Below are 17,372 nucleotides of genomic sequence, written 5' to 3' on the forward strand. Positions count from 1 at the left end.
ATTGTAGCTTCAAAAGCATATCTTCCAGTTGTTGGAACAGTGAAAATTCCGGTCGTTGGATTAAATGCTGGTGTTGTGAAATATGGAGCAGCAACACTCCAGTTAGTGATTGTAGTAGAAGCACTTACTGATATACCATTATTGAATGCTGAGAAACCTTCTGTAAATGCTGGTCCAGTAATGCCAGTAACACCGGTAATGCCGGTAGAGCCAGTAGCGCCGGTAGCACCAGTAACACCAGTAGAGCCAGTAGCGCCGGTAGCACCAGTAACACCAGTAGAGCCAGTAGCCCCGGTTGCACCAATAATACCAGTAACACCAGTAACACCAGTAGAACCCGTAGCGCCAGTAGGACCAGTGACACCCGTAGAGCCAGTCACACCGGTAGCCCCAGTAGAACCCGTAGAGCCAGTAACGCCGGCAGCCCCAGTAGAACCCGTAGAGCCAGTAACGCCGGTAGCCCCAGTAGAACCCGTAGAGCCAGTCACACCGGTAGAGCCAGTAGAGCCAGTAGAGCCAGTAGAGCCAGTAGAGCCAGTAGAGCCAGTAGAGCCAGTAGAGCCAGTAGAGCCAGTAGAGCCAGTAGAGCCGGTAGAGCCAGTAGAACCAGTAACGCCAGTAGCGCCGGTAGAGCCAGTAGCCCCAGTCACGCCGGTAGCGCCAGTAAGACCAGTGTCACCAGTAGGACCAGTAGCCCCAGTAGGACCAGTAGCGCCAGTAGCCCCAGTAGAGCCAGTAGAGCCGGTTTCACCAGTAGAGCCAGTAGAGCCAGTAGAGCCAGTAGAGCCAGCAGAGCCAGTAATACCAGTAATACCAGTAACACCAGTAGCCCCAGTAACGCCAGTAACGCCAGTAACACCAGTAGAACCAGTAACGCCAGTAACACCAGTAGAACCAGTAACGCCGGTTTCACCAGTAGAGCCAGTAACGCCAGTAGCCCCAGTAACGCCAGCAGAGCCAGTAGCGCCCGTAGCGCCCGTAGCGCCAGTAGAGCCAGTAGAACCAGTAGCGCCAGCAGAGCCAGTAATACCAGTAACACCAGTAGCCCCAGTAACGCCAGTAACACCAGTAGCCCCAGTAACGCCGGTTTCACCAGTAGCCCCAGTAACGCCGGTTTCACCAGTAGAGCCAGTAACGCCAGTAGCCCCAGTAACGCCAGTAGCCCCAGTAACGCCAGTAACGCCAGTAGCGCCGGTTTCACCAGTAGAGCCAGTAACGCCAGTAGCTCCAGTAACACCAGTAACGCCAGTAGAACCAGTAACGCCAGTAGAGCCGGTAGAGCCAGTAAGACCAGTGTCACCAGTAGGACCAGTAGGACCAGTAGCACCAGTAGCGCCAGTAGCGCCAGTAGCGCCAGTAGAGCCAGTAGAGCCAGTAACACCAGTAACACCGGTAGAGCCAGTAGAGCCAGTAACACCGGTAGCGCCAGTAGGACCAGTAGAGCCAGTAACACCAGTAGCCCCGGTAGAGCCAGTAGAGCCAGTCACGCCAGCAGCGCCCGTAGCCCCAGTAGAGCCAGTAACACCGGTAGCGCCCGTAGCCCCAGTAGAGCCAGTAACACCAGTAGCCCCGGTAGAGCCAGTAGAGCCAGTCACGCCGGTAGAGCCAGTAGAGCCAGTAGCCCCAGTAGCCCCAGTAGCCCCAGTAGCTCCAGTTCTTCCAGGTTTAATAGGCCAAACAGGACAGCTAGGAGCACAAGGATTACAACAACATGGGAATGTATTACACTGACTACAAACTCTCTCTTTAAAATTTCCAAATTGCATTGTTTCACCTCCTCTCTCAAATAGCGTATTCATAGAGGGAGAAGGTTAAATAGACAGTTAACTCATTGGTTATTCTAAAAATATCAATAGCGACGAAAGTATTTTTTAATCACGGTTTACTAACAACCCATTAATATAGAAGATATTTATGATGTTTCATTTTCTTTATTTAAAATACGATCAAAATATTTTTTATTGTGTAGTATTTTTTCGTCATTTGGTAAAAAGGATCTGGCTAATTCATTATGTGCGTTGGCAAGTTCATATTGTTGTAACCGATCAAAGAGGACACATAGTTGTAAATGGGGTAACCATGTTGTAAAGGTTTTATTTTGAAAAGGAGCGTTAGGATTTTGTTTGATGTTAAGTGCTTGTTCATACCAAAAGATTGCTTCATAGGTTTTGGCCTGTTCCATAAAAATAAAACCAAGTCTACAACACGCTTCAGGACGTGGAATATCGTATTCAAAGCTTCTTAGAATGGAACTCAAATTATTTTCGGGATCATTTAAATGAGAATAACAGTCTGCTAATTTGAAACAGGCTGTAATATTGTCTTCTACCCAGCCTAATTTTGAAGTTAAAAACGTTTCATAGTAAAATATTGCGTCCTCAAATTGTCCGTGATCTAGTAATTCATTTGCGTAATAAAAAGTATCTCGTGGAGAGAGCGGTTCTCCTGAGTCAACTAATTGCTTATAGATATTAATATTTCGTGAATGATCGTGACTAAGTGGTAAATGACTGACAGAGACATTACTATCCAATAGTTTTCCACCTACTTCTAAATATTCGTGTACGGCACCTATCCATTGGAATTGTTTATCCCTTCTTACTAAGCGATATCTTCTTATTAGAGAACTTACATTTCCTTCATTATCAAAGCTTAAATTATAATTCATTGAAACGGCATCTATATCAAGGGTCAGGGATTCTTTTAGTGCTTTAAATTTTTCCTGATCCTCCTCTAATAATACGTCATCTGCATCTAGCCATAAAATGTACTCCTTTGAAGCTTGTTGGAATGAAAAATTTCTTGCAGCTGCAAAATGATGAATCCACTCAAAATCAAAAATACGATCTGTAAACTCTTTAACAATTTGCTTTGTATTGTCGGTAGAGCCAGTATCGATGATATTAATCTCATCGACTAAGTCTTTTACAGACGTTAGACATCTACCGATGACAGCTTCTTCATTTTTCACAATCATACATAAGCTGATGGTTACCATAAAGTTGATTCCTCCTTACCATAATCTATGTAGTATATGTGCTACTATAATTTTGGTTTGGATAAATGCTCGTATTTGTAGCATTACATAATAATAATTGTGAAATTTGCTTGTTTTCTTTGTCATAAATTTACCTCTCAAGTTTCACGTGAATTTCACAATTGTGAAGTATAGTTAAGAAACAGAGGTGATGATGTTGAAAAAATGGGCAATTTTCATTTTTTCTTTAGTACAGCTAGTATTGCTAGTAGGGTGTACAGAGAAATCGTTTGAGCCTATTGAACGCGATCAGAATTTTATTGCATCCTTAAATATACAAGAGCCTTCTCTAGATTTTATCGATGAACAAGGTAATGTGAAAGCAACATGGTTATTAGATAAAGCTTACTCGGGGGCAATTCTCCTCGGAAATGATCGTCTGTTATTGTATGGTCATCAATTAAATGAAATTGACATCTATACATTATCAACTGGAAAGAAGCTCTATTCCAAAAAAGTACAGCTTGGCTCAACGAATGCGTATTATGCTGAAAATAGAAAACAGTTTTTTATGACGAATAGCAAAACGAATACAGTGACAAGCTTTGATGAAGAGGGCAATGAACTGGCAACACAGAAGCTTGGTAATTATCCTATGTCAATGGCAGCCTATAAAGATAAGCTATATGTGATTAATTATAAAGATACGAAATTATCGGTGTTAAATATTGAGAATCTAGAAATTGAACAAGAGTGGCCGATTCAAAAATCATCACATGGAATAGCAATTCTTGAAGAGAAAAATGAACTATGGATTGGTGGCCATGGAGAAGGAAGTAAACCGAATAGCTCTGTTAAAAAATATGATCTTATAACAGGCGTCAAACAAGGGGAGATAGCAATGCCTTTAATGCCTGTTGGATTAACCAAAACAAAGGATGCTGTTCTCGTTGTTAGTCATGGCCGTAATGCATTATATGTTGCTGACTTTGATGGAAATGTGAAATGGCAGCAAGAGGTAGGAGCTAATCCGTTTGTCGTAAATCAGTTTAAAGATTATATTGTTGTCGCTGGTTATGATGACCATACTTTGTATTTTATAAAAGAAGGTCAGGTGAAAAAAACAGTTGATGTGGGGAAAGGTGCTTTTCAATTGTTAGTGAGGGAGGAAAAAATGTGACAACTGTATTAATTGTTGATGATGAGCAAGATATGCGTAATTTAATAGAAATGATGCTCCATAATGCAAAAATTGAGACCGTAACTGCAGCAAGTGGTACAGAAGCCTACGATATGATTGTACGCGAAAATATTGATTTAGTTCTACTTGATGTGATGATGCCGCACGAAGATGGCTTTGCGGTTTGTCAAAGTATACGTGCGATGTCGAATATACCAATTATTTTCCTGACAGCACGTGATGCAAATGAGGATAAGGTAAAAGGCTTAACAATTGGCGGAGATGATTATATTGTAAAACCCTTTACAAATGACGAACTAGTTGCGCGAATTCATGCAGTGCTAAGAAGAAGTGGTACTAATATTGAAGACTTGCAGCAAAAATATGTGATATTAGGACCTATTAAAATAGATGAGATAGCACGCAAGGTATCTGTAGATGGAAAGAGTGTTCCACTTACGTTGAAGGAATTTGAACTATTACATTTATTTATGAATAATCCTGGAAATGCTTATACGAGGGAACAATTACTAGAACGCATTTGGGATATTGATTATGTAGGGGGAACAAGAACTGTTGACACTCATATAAAAACCTTACGTCTAAAGCTTGGAAAGGAAGCGGCGGGGCATATTCAAACTGTCTGGGGAGTGGGCTATCGCTTTGATCCTGGCGAATGAAAAAAATTTCAACACGCATTTGGCTATTAATCTTTGCATTTTTGATCATTACCGTTGTCTTTATGTATGTCCTGACAGATTATTTATATGAAAGACTTTATGTAGAAGACACAGAAGAGATGATGGTAGAAGTAGGGACAAAGCTACAAACGATGTATACAGGTAGTAAGGTAACAGATGAATTTATTGCAGATATTGAACATTATGCTAATTATTCGAATTTGAATATTTTTGCAGTAAGAAATCCGCGAGAACTAAGTGCCTGTGTGCCGTTTGATATAGATTTCGAAACATTAATTGGTCCAGAAGAGCGACAGCAATTACTTGCGGGTGAATATGTACAAAAAATTGGATATGAACCCCGATTTGATAGACAGCTAATTTCTGTAGTACTTCCGCTAGTGGATCAAAATAGGCTCGAAGGAATTATTTATATATACTTCCCACTAGCAAAAATAAGTGAGTTAGCGAATAATGAAGTCATTTTCTTATTTGTCAGCGCCTTTATATTTTTACTTGTCATCAGCTATTTAATTTATAAAGGAATTCGACATATTATGCGACCGTTAAGTAATTTACAAAGAGCTGTTGAGCAAATGTCATACGGAAACTATGGAACGCGTGTGCCAGTTCATTCGAAAGATGAAATCGGAAGGCTATCGAGCACCTTTAATCAAATGGCAGAGGCGATCCAACAAGAGGATGAGGCTCAAAAGACGTTTTTGGCGACTGTTTCACATGAATTGCGGACACCTATTAGCTATGTAAAAGGCTATAGCGAAGCGATGCAAAAAGGTATTATCCCAGAACATCAAAAAGAGGAAACGATCCAGCTTATTGTACGCGAGGCAAATCGTATGGAACGTTTAACGAATGAATTGCTTCAACTTGCTCGTATGGAAAATGAACAAGCAGAAATTACTTTATATCCAATTCCTCTTGCCGAAACAATACGTGAGGTTCAAAAAATATTAACTCATCAGGCAGAGAAGAAGAACATAGTACTCCATTTAGATGCTGATGATGCATTAATCATCAAAGCGGATGAAGTAAAGCTGAAACAAATTTTTATTAATATTATTGAAAATGCCATTAATTACTCGTATGAACAGTCAAAGGTTGAAATTACTGCCTTAGAGAAAGATGCTAGAGCACAAATTATCATTAAGGATTATGGAATGGGTATTCCTCAAAAGGATTTATCGCATGTAACCGAGCGTTTTTATCGTGTTAACAAAGCGCGGAGCCGAGCAGATGGTGGTAGTGGACTAGGCCTGTCAATTGTTGAACAATTGTTGAAGCAGTTACATGGCAAGATTGAGATTGAAAGTGAAGTTGAAAAAGGCACAGTTGTAAAAATCACATTGCCGTTAATGGAGGAATAAAACATGAAAAAATGGTTATTGGCATTAGTTGCAGTACCTGCATTATTAGTAGGTTGCGGAGAAAAGAAAGAGTCAGCAGCGCTACCAGAGCCTGAAGTAGCTCCAATACCAGAAGTTGAAATTTTAACACCGAAAGAAGTAGCGATCAATGAAACAATTGATCTTGCGGCGCAAGTTGTACAAGGTGGCAAAAAAGTGGATAATGCAGTTGTACAATTTGAGGTTTGGGAATCTGGTAAACGTGATCAATCGCAAATGATTGACGGTGAATTAGAGAAAGATGGCGTTTATAAAGCGACGACTACATTTGACCACGATGGGGTATATTATATGTATGCTCATACAACTGCTAATGGTGTTCATACTATGCCGAAGCAACAAATTACTGCTGGCAGCCCTGATATGACGAAAGTTTTACCAGAGGATGAAAAAGCAAATAACAATAGTATGGATCATAACATGATGAATCACGGTAATGATACTTCTGAGCATAGTGATCATGAAAAAAAGTGAAAAAAATCACAATTAATGCTTGCATTATTTTTAAAATAGGAATATGATAATGACCAGATGACCGGAATGGTTTTCTGGTCATTATCATTTTCGTGTACAAAGGCATGTACATAACATAACAAGAAAGGATGTTATTAATGGATCGTAGGCAGGAAATTCTTGAAGCAGCTGCAAAATCCTTTACATTGTTTGGTTACAAGGCAACAACAATGGAGCAAGTGGCTAAAATCGCTAACGTCGGTAAAGGGACGATTTACACATTCTTTGCAAATAAAGAAATTTTATTTCAAGAGATAGCTATGTCACTTGTACGAGAGATGCAAGCAGAAGCAGATGTAGTGTTGGATGCATCCGCTAGCTTTATGGACAATGCGCATAATGCTTTAATGAAAATGCTACAGTTCCGTGAAAAACATCTTTTATTTGCGAAGTTATTAGAGGAAGAAAAAGAGCTACGAACGCCAGTAGTTAAACAAGCTTTAGTTCGCATTGAGACTGAAATTTTATCCTACGTTACAGAATTAATTCAAAGACGTATCGATAAAGGAGAAATTAGAGATTGTGATGCAGAATTAGTAAGCTTTCTGTTGTTAAAGGCGTATCTAGCATTTGTCGTTGATTGGCATGAGCTACATGGCGACATTATTCCTGAAGAAAAGATATTAAATCTTTTCAAGGAAACAATCTTCCGTGGGCTAATTCTAACTTGATTCAGCTGAGCTAAAGGTGAATCAATGACAGTCTATTGAGGATTTAGGTTTTTTTTTGAATAAAAATGACCGACTGACGTTTTCGGTCAAATATTATAGGAGTGAAGAAAACTTATGATTAAAGCTGAGTGGCTTAAAATCTTAAAAACAAGAAAAATGCTTGTTTCAATAATCGCTGTATTATTTATCCCGGTGATGTACGCAGGCATGTTCTTATGGGCGTTCTGGGATCCGTATGAAGGCCTGCCTAATTTACCAGTAGCTGTTGTCAATCAAGATAAGGGCGCAGAAATGGAAGGGGTTAAATTAGATCTAGGGAAAGAATTAGTCGATAAGCTTGTCGATAGTAACGAGTTTAAGTTTATTGACGTTTCCAAAGAAGAAGCTGAAAAAGGCTTACATGGTCGAGACTATTATATGATTCTAGAAATTCCAACAAATTTCTCAGAGCATGCAACTACGTTATTAGATGACAAACCTTCTAAACTAGTTATGAATTATATTCCGAATGAAGGATTAAACTTCCTTGGTGCACAAATTGGTGAAACAGCAATGGACCGTGTTCGTGCGGAAGTGAATTCAAAAGTTTCTGCTACTTATGCAGAAAAATTATTTGATTCAATTACAACACTTGGAGATGGCTTTACAGAGGCTGCAGATGGCTCAAGTAAGCTAGATGAAGGTGCAAAAACTTTAGCCAATGGTGCAAAAGATTTAAAAGGTTATCTTGAGAAATTAGCATCTAGTACAGTTGAATTGTCAAATGGTGCAGATAAGATTACTAAAGGTGCTGGAGATGCTGCAAAAGGTGCAAATGACTTATCTACTGGTCTAGTAAAATTACAAGACGGTACAGTACAGTTACAAAAGGGTGCACAGCAAGCAGCAACAGGAGCATCAAGTCTTTCGCAAGGTGTATCACAATATACACAAGGTGTAGCGCAAGTTCAAGCAGGTTTAGCTACACTTAGCGATAAACAAAAACAAATTAGTGCAGGCGCAGCTTCAATCGCTGATAATGCCGGTAAATTAAATGGTGCAGCAGGCCAATTAACAGCGGGTTCTGCAAAAGTAGCAGAAGGCATCACAGCTTTATCTAATCAATTACAAGGCATGATGGCTTCATTGCCTGAAGAGCAAGCGGCAGTATTAAAACAAACATTAGCAGAGCTACAAGCAGGAAGTGCAAGCGTGCATAATGGTTTAGGTTCTTTAACTGCTGGTACAGGTCAATTACAAGCTGGTGCTAATCAATTAAGTTCTGGTGCATCGCAAATTGCAGCAGGTCAATCACAAGTGTTAGCAGGCGCTAATGCATTAACATCAAAAAGTGGTGCATTAATCGAAGGAGCAAAAGGTCTCCAAGCTGGTAATGCAACACTTGCTCAAAAATTAGGTGAATTAAATGCTGGTGTTAAGACAGCCGTAACAGGTTCTAAAACATTAGCTTCAGGTTTAAATGAGCTAGCAAGTGGTTCAACAACATTGAATCAAGGTACATCAACACTTGCATCTAAATCAGGTGAATTAGCAGAAGGTTCTAAAACGCTTGCTGATGGTACAACTGAACTTGTAGATGGTACATCAACTTTATCTAGCAAACTAGGTGAAGCAAGTGAAAAAGCAAAAGAAGTTCATGCAGGTAAAGACACATATGATATGGTAGGTAGCCCAGTAGAGGTTGATAAAGAATCTGTTAACCATGTACCTAACTATGGAACAGGTTTCTCACCATACTTTATTTCTCTTGGCTTATTCGTTGGTGCATTATTAATCTCTATCGTGTTCCCACTTGTGGAACCAGCGATTCGTCCAAAAAATGGAGCAACTTGGTTTACAAGTAAAGTCTCAGTTTTAGCAATGGTCGGCTTAATTCAAACTATATTAACAGTGTTTATAGTAAAATTGACTTTAGGTCTTGAAGTATATAGTTTAGGATACTACTTCCTAACAGCGTTATTAACAAGCTATGTTTTCTTAGCTTTAATTCAAATGTTAGTATCTATTTTCGGTGATCCAGGACGCTTCTTGGCGATTGTTGTATTAATTTTACAACTTACAACAAGTGCGGGTACATTCCCACTTGAGTTAATCCCATCAGAATTACAATGGTTGAATAAATTATTACCAATGACATATACTGTTCAAGCATTTAAAGCAAGTATCTCAACTGGTGATACATCATTCTTAATGCAAAACTACGGAATTCTAGCAGGCTTCCTAGTAGCGTTCTTAGCTATTACTTTCGGTTATTTCATGTTACTACACACAAAACGTTACTCAAAAGTAGCTGAAGAAAACTAAAAATAGGAATTTTTTGCACCCACCAATATTGGTGGGTGTTTTTTTGTGGTTGAATGATTGCTTTAAATGGGGAGGAGGAAGAGCTGCCAAAAACTGATCAGGTAGAGAATAAACCTGCTCGGGTAGCTTTGAAAACTGATCAGGTAGAGAGTAGAACTACTCGGGTATCCCCGGAAACTAATCAGGTAGAGAGAAGAACTGCTCGGGTATCCTCGCAAACTGATCAGGTAAAGAGAAGAACTGCTCGGGTATCATCGAAAACGGATCAGGTAGAAAGTAAAATCGCTCATATGCAACAAAATCGCACAAAAAACAGCAGCTGATATGAGCGTATCAGCTGCTGTTTTGTAAGTGTAAGAGATTAAATTAAGGGTTCATCAAAATATGATGAGGGTTGTCATTATTAGTACGTGTGGGGCACGTATATGACTACTTCACAGAATAGGCAAATGCTTATAGGTGGTTACAGTTTTCACAAGTGTTGCTGTAGCATTCACTTTGTTCTTCAATTTTTTCACCGCATTCTGTGCATTGCTTGGCAGGTAGGTTCTTGAAAAATTCAACTACATTTTCTAACATTGTGGACTCCTCCTTTAAATTCATCTGTACTATTACTGTTTTGATATTTTATAGTGTATTATAACAGATGCTTTTCGTCAACACAAAATGCCTAATTTACGATAAAATAAATATGGATATTTTGTGAAGGAGGAAACGAAATTTATGATATTCGTTGATAATAAAGGGATTCATGACCCACGCATTAACCTTGCCATTGAGGAGTATTTATTAAAAACAATGGATGTTGAGAAGGAGCCAGTGCTACTTTTTTACATTAATCAGCCGTCAATCATCATTGGTAAAAACCAAAATACTATAGAAGAGATTAATACTGATTATGTAGAGGATAATGGCATTATCGTTGTGCGACGTCTTTCTGGTGGGGGCGCGGTGTATCATGATTTAGGGAATCTTAACTTCAGTTTTATCACGAAAGACGACGGCGATAGCTTTATGAATTACAAAAAGTTTACGCAGCCTGTTGTAGAAGCACTTGCAAAAATGGGCGTTCAAGCTGAGCTTTCTGGCCGTAATGACATTTTGGCAGAAGGGCGTAAAGTTTCTGGTAACGCACAGTTTTCTACAAAGGGCCGTATATTTAGCCATGGTACTTTAATGTTTGATACAGAAATTGATGCTGTTGTATCCGCATTAAAGGTGAAAAAAGATAAAATTGAATCAAAGGGCATTAAATCGATCCGTTCACGAGTAGCTAATATTTCAGAGTTCTTAAAGGACAAGATGACAGTCGAAGAATTCCGCCTAGAAATTTTAAAATCCATTTTCGGTGGTGAGGAAAATATTCGCTATTATGAGTTAACAGAGGAAGATTGGGCAAATATCCATAAGCTATCTGCTGAGCGTTATCAAACATGGGAATGGAACTATGGGAAATCACCACGTTTTAACATTCAAAAAACACATCGTTTCCCAACAGGAGGCATTGATATTCGCTTAGAGGTGAATCACGGAATTATTGAAGAAGCGCATATTTTTGGTGATTTCTTCGGCGTGGGCGACATGGCAGATGTTGAACAACGATTAGTTGGGACAAACTATGATCGAACTGCAATTGCTGAGGCGTTAACAAATATTGATATTCCAACATACTTTGGTGGAATTACGACAGAAGAGTTTTTACAATTAATTTATTAAGAAAAGCTTGCGTAGAAAATTGAGGATTCGAGTTTGACAAAATAAAGTAAAAGGATTCACACACAATTTTGTGTATGAATCCTTTTTGGATGTCGATAAAAATTAAAAGTTGGGCGATAAAACGTAAAAGTGTTTCGATAAACAAAGGTAGATGATATGTATCATGCAGCTTGGCGACTCATTGGAAATTAGCAATAGAGAAACGAAGGCTGAAGGCATTACATCCTGTGATGGACGGATGCGTGTTTTAGCGGCGATCCTTGCTTGGTTAGCGGCGGAATTTCGTGTTTTAGCGGCGAATTCCAACATAAGCTGGACAATTTGACAAAACTAAAGTCAGAGTTGAAGAACATTGTATAAAATTTTACACAATATTAAGGACTTAACTGGAAAGCGACGGATGAAAGAGCCGAAGCGACGGATAGAAGGGCGAGAACTACGGAAGGAAAACGAATCGACGGATAGAGGGGCCAGAGCGACGGATAAAAGAGCCGAAGTGACGGATAGAAGTGTCGGAGCGACGGATAGAAGGGCGAGAACGACGGAAGGAAAACGAATCGAGGGATAGAAGGGCCAGAGCGACGGATGAAAGAGCCGAAGCGACGGATAGGAGTGCCAGAGCGACGTATAGAACGGCGAGAACGACGGAAGGAAAACGAATCGACGGATAGAGGGGCCAGAGCGACGGATGAAAGAGTCAAAGTGACGGATAGGAGTGTCAGAGCGACGGATAGAAGGGCGAGAACGACGGAAGGAAAACGAATCGACAGATAGAAGGGCCAGAGCGACGGAAGGAAAACGAATCGACGGATAGAAAAGCCGAAGAACGCGGCACACGAACGCACTCAGGAAAGCGCCGAGTAGGAACGGAAATTAACACCCACGTTAAGGGGATGCCACTAATTGAGGCAAAGGTATTTTGAGACAAATATCTCTAGCTAATAATTCGGGTTAACTTTTGCTACAAAAGGTTCGCTGACAGTTATGTCATCGAACCTTTTTTTGATACAATATAAGATAGAAAGGAGTGTTGGTATGGAGAAGCATCGAATATTTATTGTCGAAGATGATGTAAAGATTGCGTCATTGCTTGCAGAAACGCTTAGAAAATATCAATACGAAGTTGAAACGATCAAAGAATTTGATCATCTCGTTGAAGAATTTACAGCATTTAATCCACATATGGTGTTGCTTGATATAAATTTACCTTCGTACGATGGCTACTATTGGTGTCGCCAGCTACGTCAACATACAACTTGTCCAATTATTTTCATTTCCGCTCGTTCTGGCGAAATGGATCAAATTTTTGCGCTTGAAAATGGGGGCGACGATTTCATTACGAAGCCATTTAATTATGAAATTGTACTGGCTAAAATCCGCAGTCACTTGCGTCGTACATATGGTGAATATGCAGCAAGACAAGAGGAGCGGACAATTAAACAAGGACAGCTTATTCTTCATTTAGAAAGAATGGAGCTTCATAAAAATGATTTAGAAATTCCACTGCAGAAAAAAGAATGTATCATTTTAGAACTGTTAATGGGAAATGCTCCAAAAGTAGTAACACGTGAGCAACTGTTAGAAGAGCTTTGGGACGATCAGGCATTTGTCGATGAGAATACGTTGAACGTCAATATGACACGAGTGCGGAAAAAGTTAGCTGATTATCATATTGCGTCTTCTATAGAAACTGTACGTGGAGCGGGCTATCGCTTTATTTTAAGTGCAGGTGAGTTGTAGTGGGCTGGAAATTATTTTTGCGTGATTACGCATCGTTCATTGTATTCCAGATCATATTAGTCGGCTTCATCATGGTTTTATATTGGTTGGACGGTTTTCGCAATGTTGATACTGCTATTTATTCCTTCTGTATTAGTTTAGTGTTATTAGCCTCGTTTTTACTGATCCGTTATTTAATGCGCCAACGTTATTTATTAAAAATATCACTGCTGCCTAAAACAATGGAGGATGTGTTGCAAAAAAATGCTAAAACACCTGAGGCTATACAGGTTGAGAAATATATGCATGAACTATATCGACTATATAAGCATGAGCTTCAAACGTTATATGCAGGTCAAAAACGGCATGATCAGTTTATTAATCAATGGGTGCATCAGATGAAAACGCCAATTTCTGTTATTGAGCTTTTATTGCAGGATGAACGTCCTCTCGATAAAAAGAATGTGCAGGAGGAAATTGACCGTTTGCGAAGAGGCCTGGATATGGTGTTGGTGAATGCACGATTAGAAAATTTTGAAGAGGATATGCAAGTAGAACAGGTTGCTTTAAAAACGATTGTGACTGCAACTGTAAATGAAAATAAACGTTTATTTATTACAAAGCGTGTTTTCCCAGAAATTCATATTGAGGATGATATTATCGTAGCAAGTGATTCAAAATGGCTGCGCTTTATTCTCGGACAATTTGTAACGAATGCGGTTAAATATACGTTTGAATCAAATAAAAAAATAGTCATTTCTGCCATTAAAAAGAGTGACTACGTACAATTAGCCATTCGTGATGAAGGTATCGGTATTCCAGCTTCCGATCTTTCTCGTGTCACTAAAGCCTTTTTTACTGGTGAGAATGGGCGTAAAACTGGGGAATCCACAGGGATGGGCTTATATTTAGCAAAAGAAATCTGTGAAAAACTCGGTCACGAATTACACATTACATCAGAGGTAGGAAAAGGAACAATTGTTACAGTGACATTTACGAATTAGGGGGATCGGAAATGATAGAAGTACGTTTGGATGAATGGGTTTTACATGTAGAGACAGAAAAAACAGAGACATTATACGAATCGCAAAATGATGTTTGTAATTGTTTATCCTGTAAAAATTTCCGTAAAGCTAGTCTTTTGTTTAATGAAGAAGTAATGCATTTTTCGAATAAGCTTGGGCTAGACTTACATAAACCAACTTTACTTAACGCTTTTCCAGTAGAAGGTGAACAAGTGATGTACAGTGGGCATTATACGGTTTGTGGAGAAATCATGGAAGGCGAAATGGATGCCTGGGATGTAATTGTTGGGTCGCATTGCTTTAGTCTAGTGGAGGAGGATGGTAATCAGTTAGCTGAATCATTAACAGAGCCGCATTTTCAAATTGGCTTTGAGGTAGTATTGCAATGGCTGTTACCAGAATCTATGGAATTAAACAAGAAATAAGGTGAACAAGATATGCCTATTTTACAAATAAAAGACGTGACAAAAGTGTATGAAGGCAAAGTAACTCATCGTGCGTTAAATCAACTAAGCTTTGATGTTGAGGAAGGTGAGTTTTTAGCAGTCATGGGTCCATCAGGAAGTGGAAAAACAACATTATTGAATATTATTTCTACGATTGATGAACCAACGAGTGGAGAAATCATTTTAGATGGCATGAATCCTCATACGCTAAAAGCAACTGAGCTAGCTTACTTTAGAAGAAGACAGCTTGGTTTTGTTTTTCAAGATTTTAATCTTTTGCATATGCTAACAGTGGAAGAGAATATTGTGCTGCCACTTACATTAGATCAACAACCATTAGAAGTAATGGAGGAGCGTCTTGCAAGCATTGTGGAAAAGCTCGATTTAACTTCGTTCTTGCATAAACGTCCAAATGAAATATCAGGTGGACAAGCACAAAGAACTGCCATTGGGCGGGCACTTATTCATAATCCAAGTCTCATTTTAGCAGATGAGCCAACAGGAAATTTGGATTCGAATTCTTCGCGTGATGTACTTGAACTTTTAACAAAAATTAATCAGGAAAAACGAACAACGATTGTAATGGTAACACATGATCCAATTGCAGCTAGTTACTGCGATCGCGTGTTATTTATTAAAGATGGTGAATTTTTCAATGAAATTTACAAAGATGATCGTCGTCAAATGTTTTTCCAACGAATATTAAATGTTTTGAGCTTACTAGGAGGAGGACAAGTAGGTGACCTTTCGACAATTCGCTTACCGTAATGTCGTACGGAACAGCCGTATATACGGTGCCTTTTTCATGGCAAGCTTTTTTTCTGTTGCTGTGTTTTTCATCTATTCAATGCTCATGTTTCATCCGGATATTGAACAAGGAATTTTAGGAGAAGCATCGTTAATTGGAATGGTAGGTGCGGAAACCGTACTCGTCCTTTTTACCTTATTCTTTTTATATTATTCGATGAGTGCTTTTTTAGAGGCTAGATCACATGAGTTTGCAATTTTATTACATTTAGGAATGGAAAAACGCCAGATGAATAGGCTTGTCTTTTTGGAGACAATGATTATTGGATCGGGCTCTATTTTTGTTGGGATTATATTTGGTTTCTCATTTTCAAAATTCTTTTTCATGATTGTACGAGAAATTTTACATTTAGATAGTTTACCCTTATATGTTTCATGGCAGCCATTTTTACTAACGATTGGTGTCTTCACAAGTGCTTTTGTAGTGATTTCCTTTATTAGTGTGTATTTTACACGTGAAAGAAAATTACGCGATCTTCTTAAGGGGAATGACTATTTAAATAGTGTTTCAACCTATTCTAAAATTCGTGCAGTATTTGGTATTACCCTTATTTTATCAGCATATGTACTAACGTTTATCGTATCGAATACATCTTGGATTGGTTTAACACTATTAATCCCGTTTTTAGCGACCTTTGGAACATATTATTTTTTCAGTGATTCTTTACCTTGCTTTTTAGATAAAGCACGGGGCAAACGTAAATTTCATTGGCAACGCTATCGACTTCTTTCGTTAGCTGAGCAAACGCATATTATGATGGACAATGTGAAAATGTTTTTTGTAGTAACGATGGTGTCAACAATGGCCTTTTTATCGGTCGGTGTATTAGCGACGATGTCATCCTACACAATACAATATGATCGTTTAAATCCATTAGGACTTGTCTATAAGGGAGATGTCGACAATCCCTATGAGCGAAATCATATCGCTTCTTTACGAATTCAATTAGAGGAGAAGGGGTTGTCCTATCATTTATCGCGCTTTGTTGTTATTAAGCAAACATCTTCATTTACTCACAATGAGGTTGAAGTTTTTAGGGAATCGGATATGAATGTATTGCTTTCTTCCTATAGTTACCCTTTACTTGATTTGGCTTCAGGAGAGGCAGTGTTTATACCATACTCGGAAGATTCTCTAAAAAGACTAAAAAATAAAGTTGTGCATACTGTATTAGAGGAAAATTCTATCCCGATAACAATTGATAGCGTATATCCTAAAATAGTATTCCCAGGGTCTATTGTTAGTGTGAATTCTATAGTGATAAGTGATGAGGATTTTAGAAAGCTTAGAAAGCCGATTGCTGATAAAAACGTAGTGCAGCCAATCTATCATTTATTTACCTTCTATATCCCTCAGTGGATAGAAACAAAAGAGATCGGCCAGGACATAGAGGAGTTAAAAGCCTCTCAATATTTTTATAAGAAGGATAGATTCAGTCCATTTTACTTTGAAAACGCAGGATTAAATTATTCTTATATATTAGCTACTTACTCATTATTCACTTTAGTAGGGGTTTTAGTAGCAACGGTATTTTTATTAGCAGCAGGTAGCTTCGTTTACTTTAAACTGCATACTTCTCTTGAAAGAGAAAAGCGTAAATTCGATGTCTTAAAGCGAATGGGCTTAACAGATACAGAACTCAAAAAGCTTGTGAATCGTCATTTGTTCCCACAATTTTTCTTGCCATGGGGTGTTGCAATGATGCATAGTGCCTTTGCTTTTCTTATGGTTCAAGGTATTTTGAAGGATATTGCTAATATTTCCATTGTCAAAGAAGTTGTCTTTGCTTTTGGATTTTTTGTTTTAATACAAGTAGTCTATTTTTATTTGATTCGTTGGCGATACATCTCGCACATTCGTTCGTAATCAAAATGTGAAATGGAGAAAAAAATGAATTATTTGACGTAAT

The 17,372-nt window shown here is 38.8% G+C and carries 17 protein-coding genes and 1 pseudogene; 15 read left to right on the forward strand and 3 right to left on the reverse strand.

The window, feature by feature from the left end; genetic code table 11:
- Positions 1–146 precede the first annotated feature (146 nt).
- Together ACIQ7N_RS23675 and ACIQ7N_RS05545 are read right to left on the reverse strand one after the other, a co-directional pair.
- Positions 147–242, reverse strand: a pseudogene (locus ACIQ7N_RS23675) (collagen-like protein); the annotation flags it as partial.
- Positions 243–1,912: 1,670 nt separating this feature from the next.
- Positions 1,913–2,998: a glycosyltransferase gene (locus ACIQ7N_RS05545; RefSeq protein WP_402930694.1), complete on the reverse strand. Its 1,086-nt coding sequence runs from the start codon at positions 2,996–2,998 to the stop codon at positions 1,913–1,915.
- 193 nt (positions 2,999–3,191) lie between these two features.
- Between ACIQ7N_RS05545 and ACIQ7N_RS05550 the strand changes: the two genes are divergently transcribed.
- The 6 genes from ACIQ7N_RS05550 (at position 3,192) to ACIQ7N_RS05575 (ending at position 9,749) form a co-directional block, all read left to right on the forward strand.
- On the forward strand, positions 3,192–4,157 hold the full coding sequence (locus tag ACIQ7N_RS05550; RefSeq protein ID WP_402930834.1) for a YncE family protein: 966 nt from the start codon (positions 3,192–3,194) through the stop codon (positions 4,155–4,157).
- Entirely contained in the window at positions 4,154–4,837 is a 684-nt protein-coding gene (locus ACIQ7N_RS05555) for a response regulator transcription factor (protein WP_132362078.1), read from the forward strand. The genes ACIQ7N_RS05550 and ACIQ7N_RS05555 overlap by 4 nt, the downstream gene beginning before the upstream one ends.
- Positions 4,834–6,222 carry a sensor histidine kinase gene (locus ACIQ7N_RS05560; RefSeq protein ID WP_402930696.1) on the forward strand — a complete coding sequence of 463 codons (1,389 nt, stop codon included), beginning with the start codon at positions 4,834–4,836 and terminating at the stop codon, positions 6,220–6,222. The genes ACIQ7N_RS05555 and ACIQ7N_RS05560 overlap by 4 nt, the downstream gene beginning before the upstream one ends.
- Before the next feature lie 3 nt (positions 6,223–6,225).
- Positions 6,226–6,735 carry a FixH family protein gene (locus tag ACIQ7N_RS05565; protein ID WP_402930699.1) on the forward strand — a complete coding sequence of 170 codons (510 nt, stop codon included), beginning with the start codon at positions 6,226–6,228 and terminating at the stop codon, positions 6,733–6,735.
- A 137-nt stretch (positions 6,736–6,872) separates the two neighbouring features.
- Positions 6,873–7,445, forward strand: coding sequence for a TetR/AcrR family transcriptional regulator (locus ACIQ7N_RS05570; protein WP_132362072.1), 573 nt, complete (start codon positions 6,873–6,875; stop codon positions 7,443–7,445).
- Positions 7,446–7,559: 114 nt separating this feature from the next.
- Positions 7,560–9,749, forward strand: a complete 2,190-nt coding sequence (locus ACIQ7N_RS05575; RefSeq protein ID WP_402930701.1) for a YhgE/Pip family protein — start codon at positions 7,560–7,562, stop codon at positions 9,747–9,749.
- 453 nt (positions 9,750–10,202) lie between these two features.
- Here the strand turns inward: ACIQ7N_RS05575 and yhfH are convergent, their stop codons facing one another.
- Entirely contained in the window at positions 10,203–10,328 is a 126-nt protein-coding gene (yhfH, locus tag ACIQ7N_RS05580; protein WP_132362068.1) for a protein YhfH, read from the reverse strand.
- Positions 10,329–10,472: 144 nt separating this feature from the next.
- Between yhfH and lplA the strand changes: the two genes are divergently transcribed.
- The 9 genes from lplA to ACIQ7N_RS05625 all read left to right on the forward strand — a co-directional run bounded on the left by lplA (position 10,473) and on the right by ACIQ7N_RS05625 (position 17,329).
- Entirely contained in the window at positions 10,473–11,465 is a 993-nt protein-coding gene (gene lplA / locus ACIQ7N_RS05585; protein ID WP_402930703.1) for a lipoate--protein ligase, read from the forward strand.
- Between the two features lie 163 nt (positions 11,466–11,628).
- Positions 11,629–11,790 carry a hypothetical protein gene (locus tag ACIQ7N_RS05590; RefSeq protein ID WP_402930705.1) on the forward strand — a complete coding sequence of 54 codons (162 nt, stop codon included), beginning with the start codon at positions 11,629–11,631 and terminating at the stop codon, positions 11,788–11,790.
- Between the two features lie 27 nt (positions 11,791–11,817).
- On the forward strand, positions 11,818–12,033 hold the full coding sequence (locus ACIQ7N_RS05595; protein ID WP_402930707.1) for a hypothetical protein: 216 nt from the start codon (positions 11,818–11,820) through the stop codon (positions 12,031–12,033).
- 17 nt (positions 12,034–12,050) lie between these two features.
- Positions 12,051–12,239 carry a hypothetical protein gene (locus ACIQ7N_RS05600; protein ID WP_402930708.1) on the forward strand — a complete coding sequence of 63 codons (189 nt, stop codon included), beginning with the start codon at positions 12,051–12,053 and terminating at the stop codon, positions 12,237–12,239.
- A 261-nt stretch (positions 12,240–12,500) separates the two neighbouring features.
- Positions 12,501–13,205: a response regulator transcription factor gene (locus ACIQ7N_RS05605; protein WP_142509258.1), complete on the forward strand. Its 705-nt coding sequence runs from the start codon at positions 12,501–12,503 to the stop codon at positions 13,203–13,205.
- A complete protein-coding gene (locus tag ACIQ7N_RS05610) occupies positions 13,205–14,188 on the forward strand; it encodes a sensor histidine kinase (protein ID WP_402930710.1) in 984 nt (327 codons plus the stop codon). The genes ACIQ7N_RS05605 and ACIQ7N_RS05610 overlap by 1 nt, the downstream gene beginning before the upstream one ends.
- A gap of 11 nt (positions 14,189–14,199) precedes the next feature.
- Positions 14,200–14,634, forward strand: a complete 435-nt coding sequence (locus ACIQ7N_RS05615) for a hypothetical protein (protein ID WP_402930712.1) — start codon at positions 14,200–14,202, stop codon at positions 14,632–14,634.
- A gap of 12 nt (positions 14,635–14,646) precedes the next feature.
- On the forward strand, positions 14,647–15,423 hold the full coding sequence (locus tag ACIQ7N_RS05620; RefSeq protein WP_142509261.1) for an ABC transporter ATP-binding protein: 777 nt from the start codon (positions 14,647–14,649) through the stop codon (positions 15,421–15,423).
- Positions 15,395–17,329 carry an FtsX-like permease family protein gene (locus tag ACIQ7N_RS05625; protein ID WP_402930713.1) on the forward strand — a complete coding sequence of 645 codons (1,935 nt, stop codon included), beginning with the start codon at positions 15,395–15,397 and terminating at the stop codon, positions 17,327–17,329. The genes ACIQ7N_RS05620 and ACIQ7N_RS05625 overlap by 29 nt, the downstream gene beginning before the upstream one ends.
- Positions 17,330–17,372: the final 43 nt, after the last annotated feature.

Origin of the sequence: Lysinibacillus sp. NPDC095746 (assembly GCF_044763535.1) — a bacterium.
Lineage (GTDB): Bacteria > Bacillota > Bacilli > Bacillales_A > Planococcaceae > Lysinibacillus.

Excerpts from the sequence above, each read along its gene's own strand:
- ACIQ7N_RS05545 (WP_402930694.1), bottom strand. The coding sequence starts at position 2,998 with ATGGTAACCATCAGCTTATGTATGATTGTGAAAAATGAAGAAGCTGTC.
- ACIQ7N_RS05605 (WP_142509258.1), top strand. The coding sequence starts at position 12,501 with ATGGAGAAGCATCGAATATTTATTGTCGAAGATGATGTAAAGATTGCG.
- ACIQ7N_RS05575 (WP_402930701.1), top strand. The coding sequence starts at position 7,560 with ATGATTAAAGCTGAGTGGCTTAAAATCTTAAAAACAAGAAAAATGCTT.
- ACIQ7N_RS05600 (WP_402930708.1), top strand. The coding sequence starts at position 12,051 with ATGAAAGAGCCGAAGCGACGGATAGGAGTGCCAGAGCGACGTATAGAA.
- ACIQ7N_RS05570 (WP_132362072.1), top strand. The coding sequence starts at position 6,873 with ATGGATCGTAGGCAGGAAATTCTTGAAGCAGCTGCAAAATCCTTTACA.
- ACIQ7N_RS05620 (WP_142509261.1), top strand. The coding sequence starts at position 14,647 with ATGCCTATTTTACAAATAAAAGACGTGACAAAAGTGTATGAAGGCAAA.
- ACIQ7N_RS05550 (WP_402930834.1), top strand. The coding sequence starts at position 3,192 with ATGTTGAAAAAATGGGCAATTTTCATTTTTTCTTTAGTACAGCTAGTA.
- ACIQ7N_RS05560 (WP_402930696.1), top strand. The coding sequence starts at position 4,834 with ATGAAAAAAATTTCAACACGCATTTGGCTATTAATCTTTGCATTTTTG.
- ACIQ7N_RS05615 (WP_402930712.1), top strand. The coding sequence starts at position 14,200 with ATGATAGAAGTACGTTTGGATGAATGGGTTTTACATGTAGAGACAGAA.
- ACIQ7N_RS05565 (WP_402930699.1), top strand. The coding sequence starts at position 6,226 with ATGAAAAAATGGTTATTGGCATTAGTTGCAGTACCTGCATTATTAGTA.
- yhfH (WP_132362068.1), bottom strand. The coding sequence starts at position 10,328 with ATGTTAGAAAATGTAGTTGAATTTTTCAAGAACCTACCTGCCAAGCAA.
- lplA (WP_402930703.1), top strand. The coding sequence starts at position 10,473 with ATGATATTCGTTGATAATAAAGGGATTCATGACCCACGCATTAACCTT.
- ACIQ7N_RS05590 (WP_402930705.1), top strand. The coding sequence starts at position 11,629 with ATGCAGCTTGGCGACTCATTGGAAATTAGCAATAGAGAAACGAAGGCT.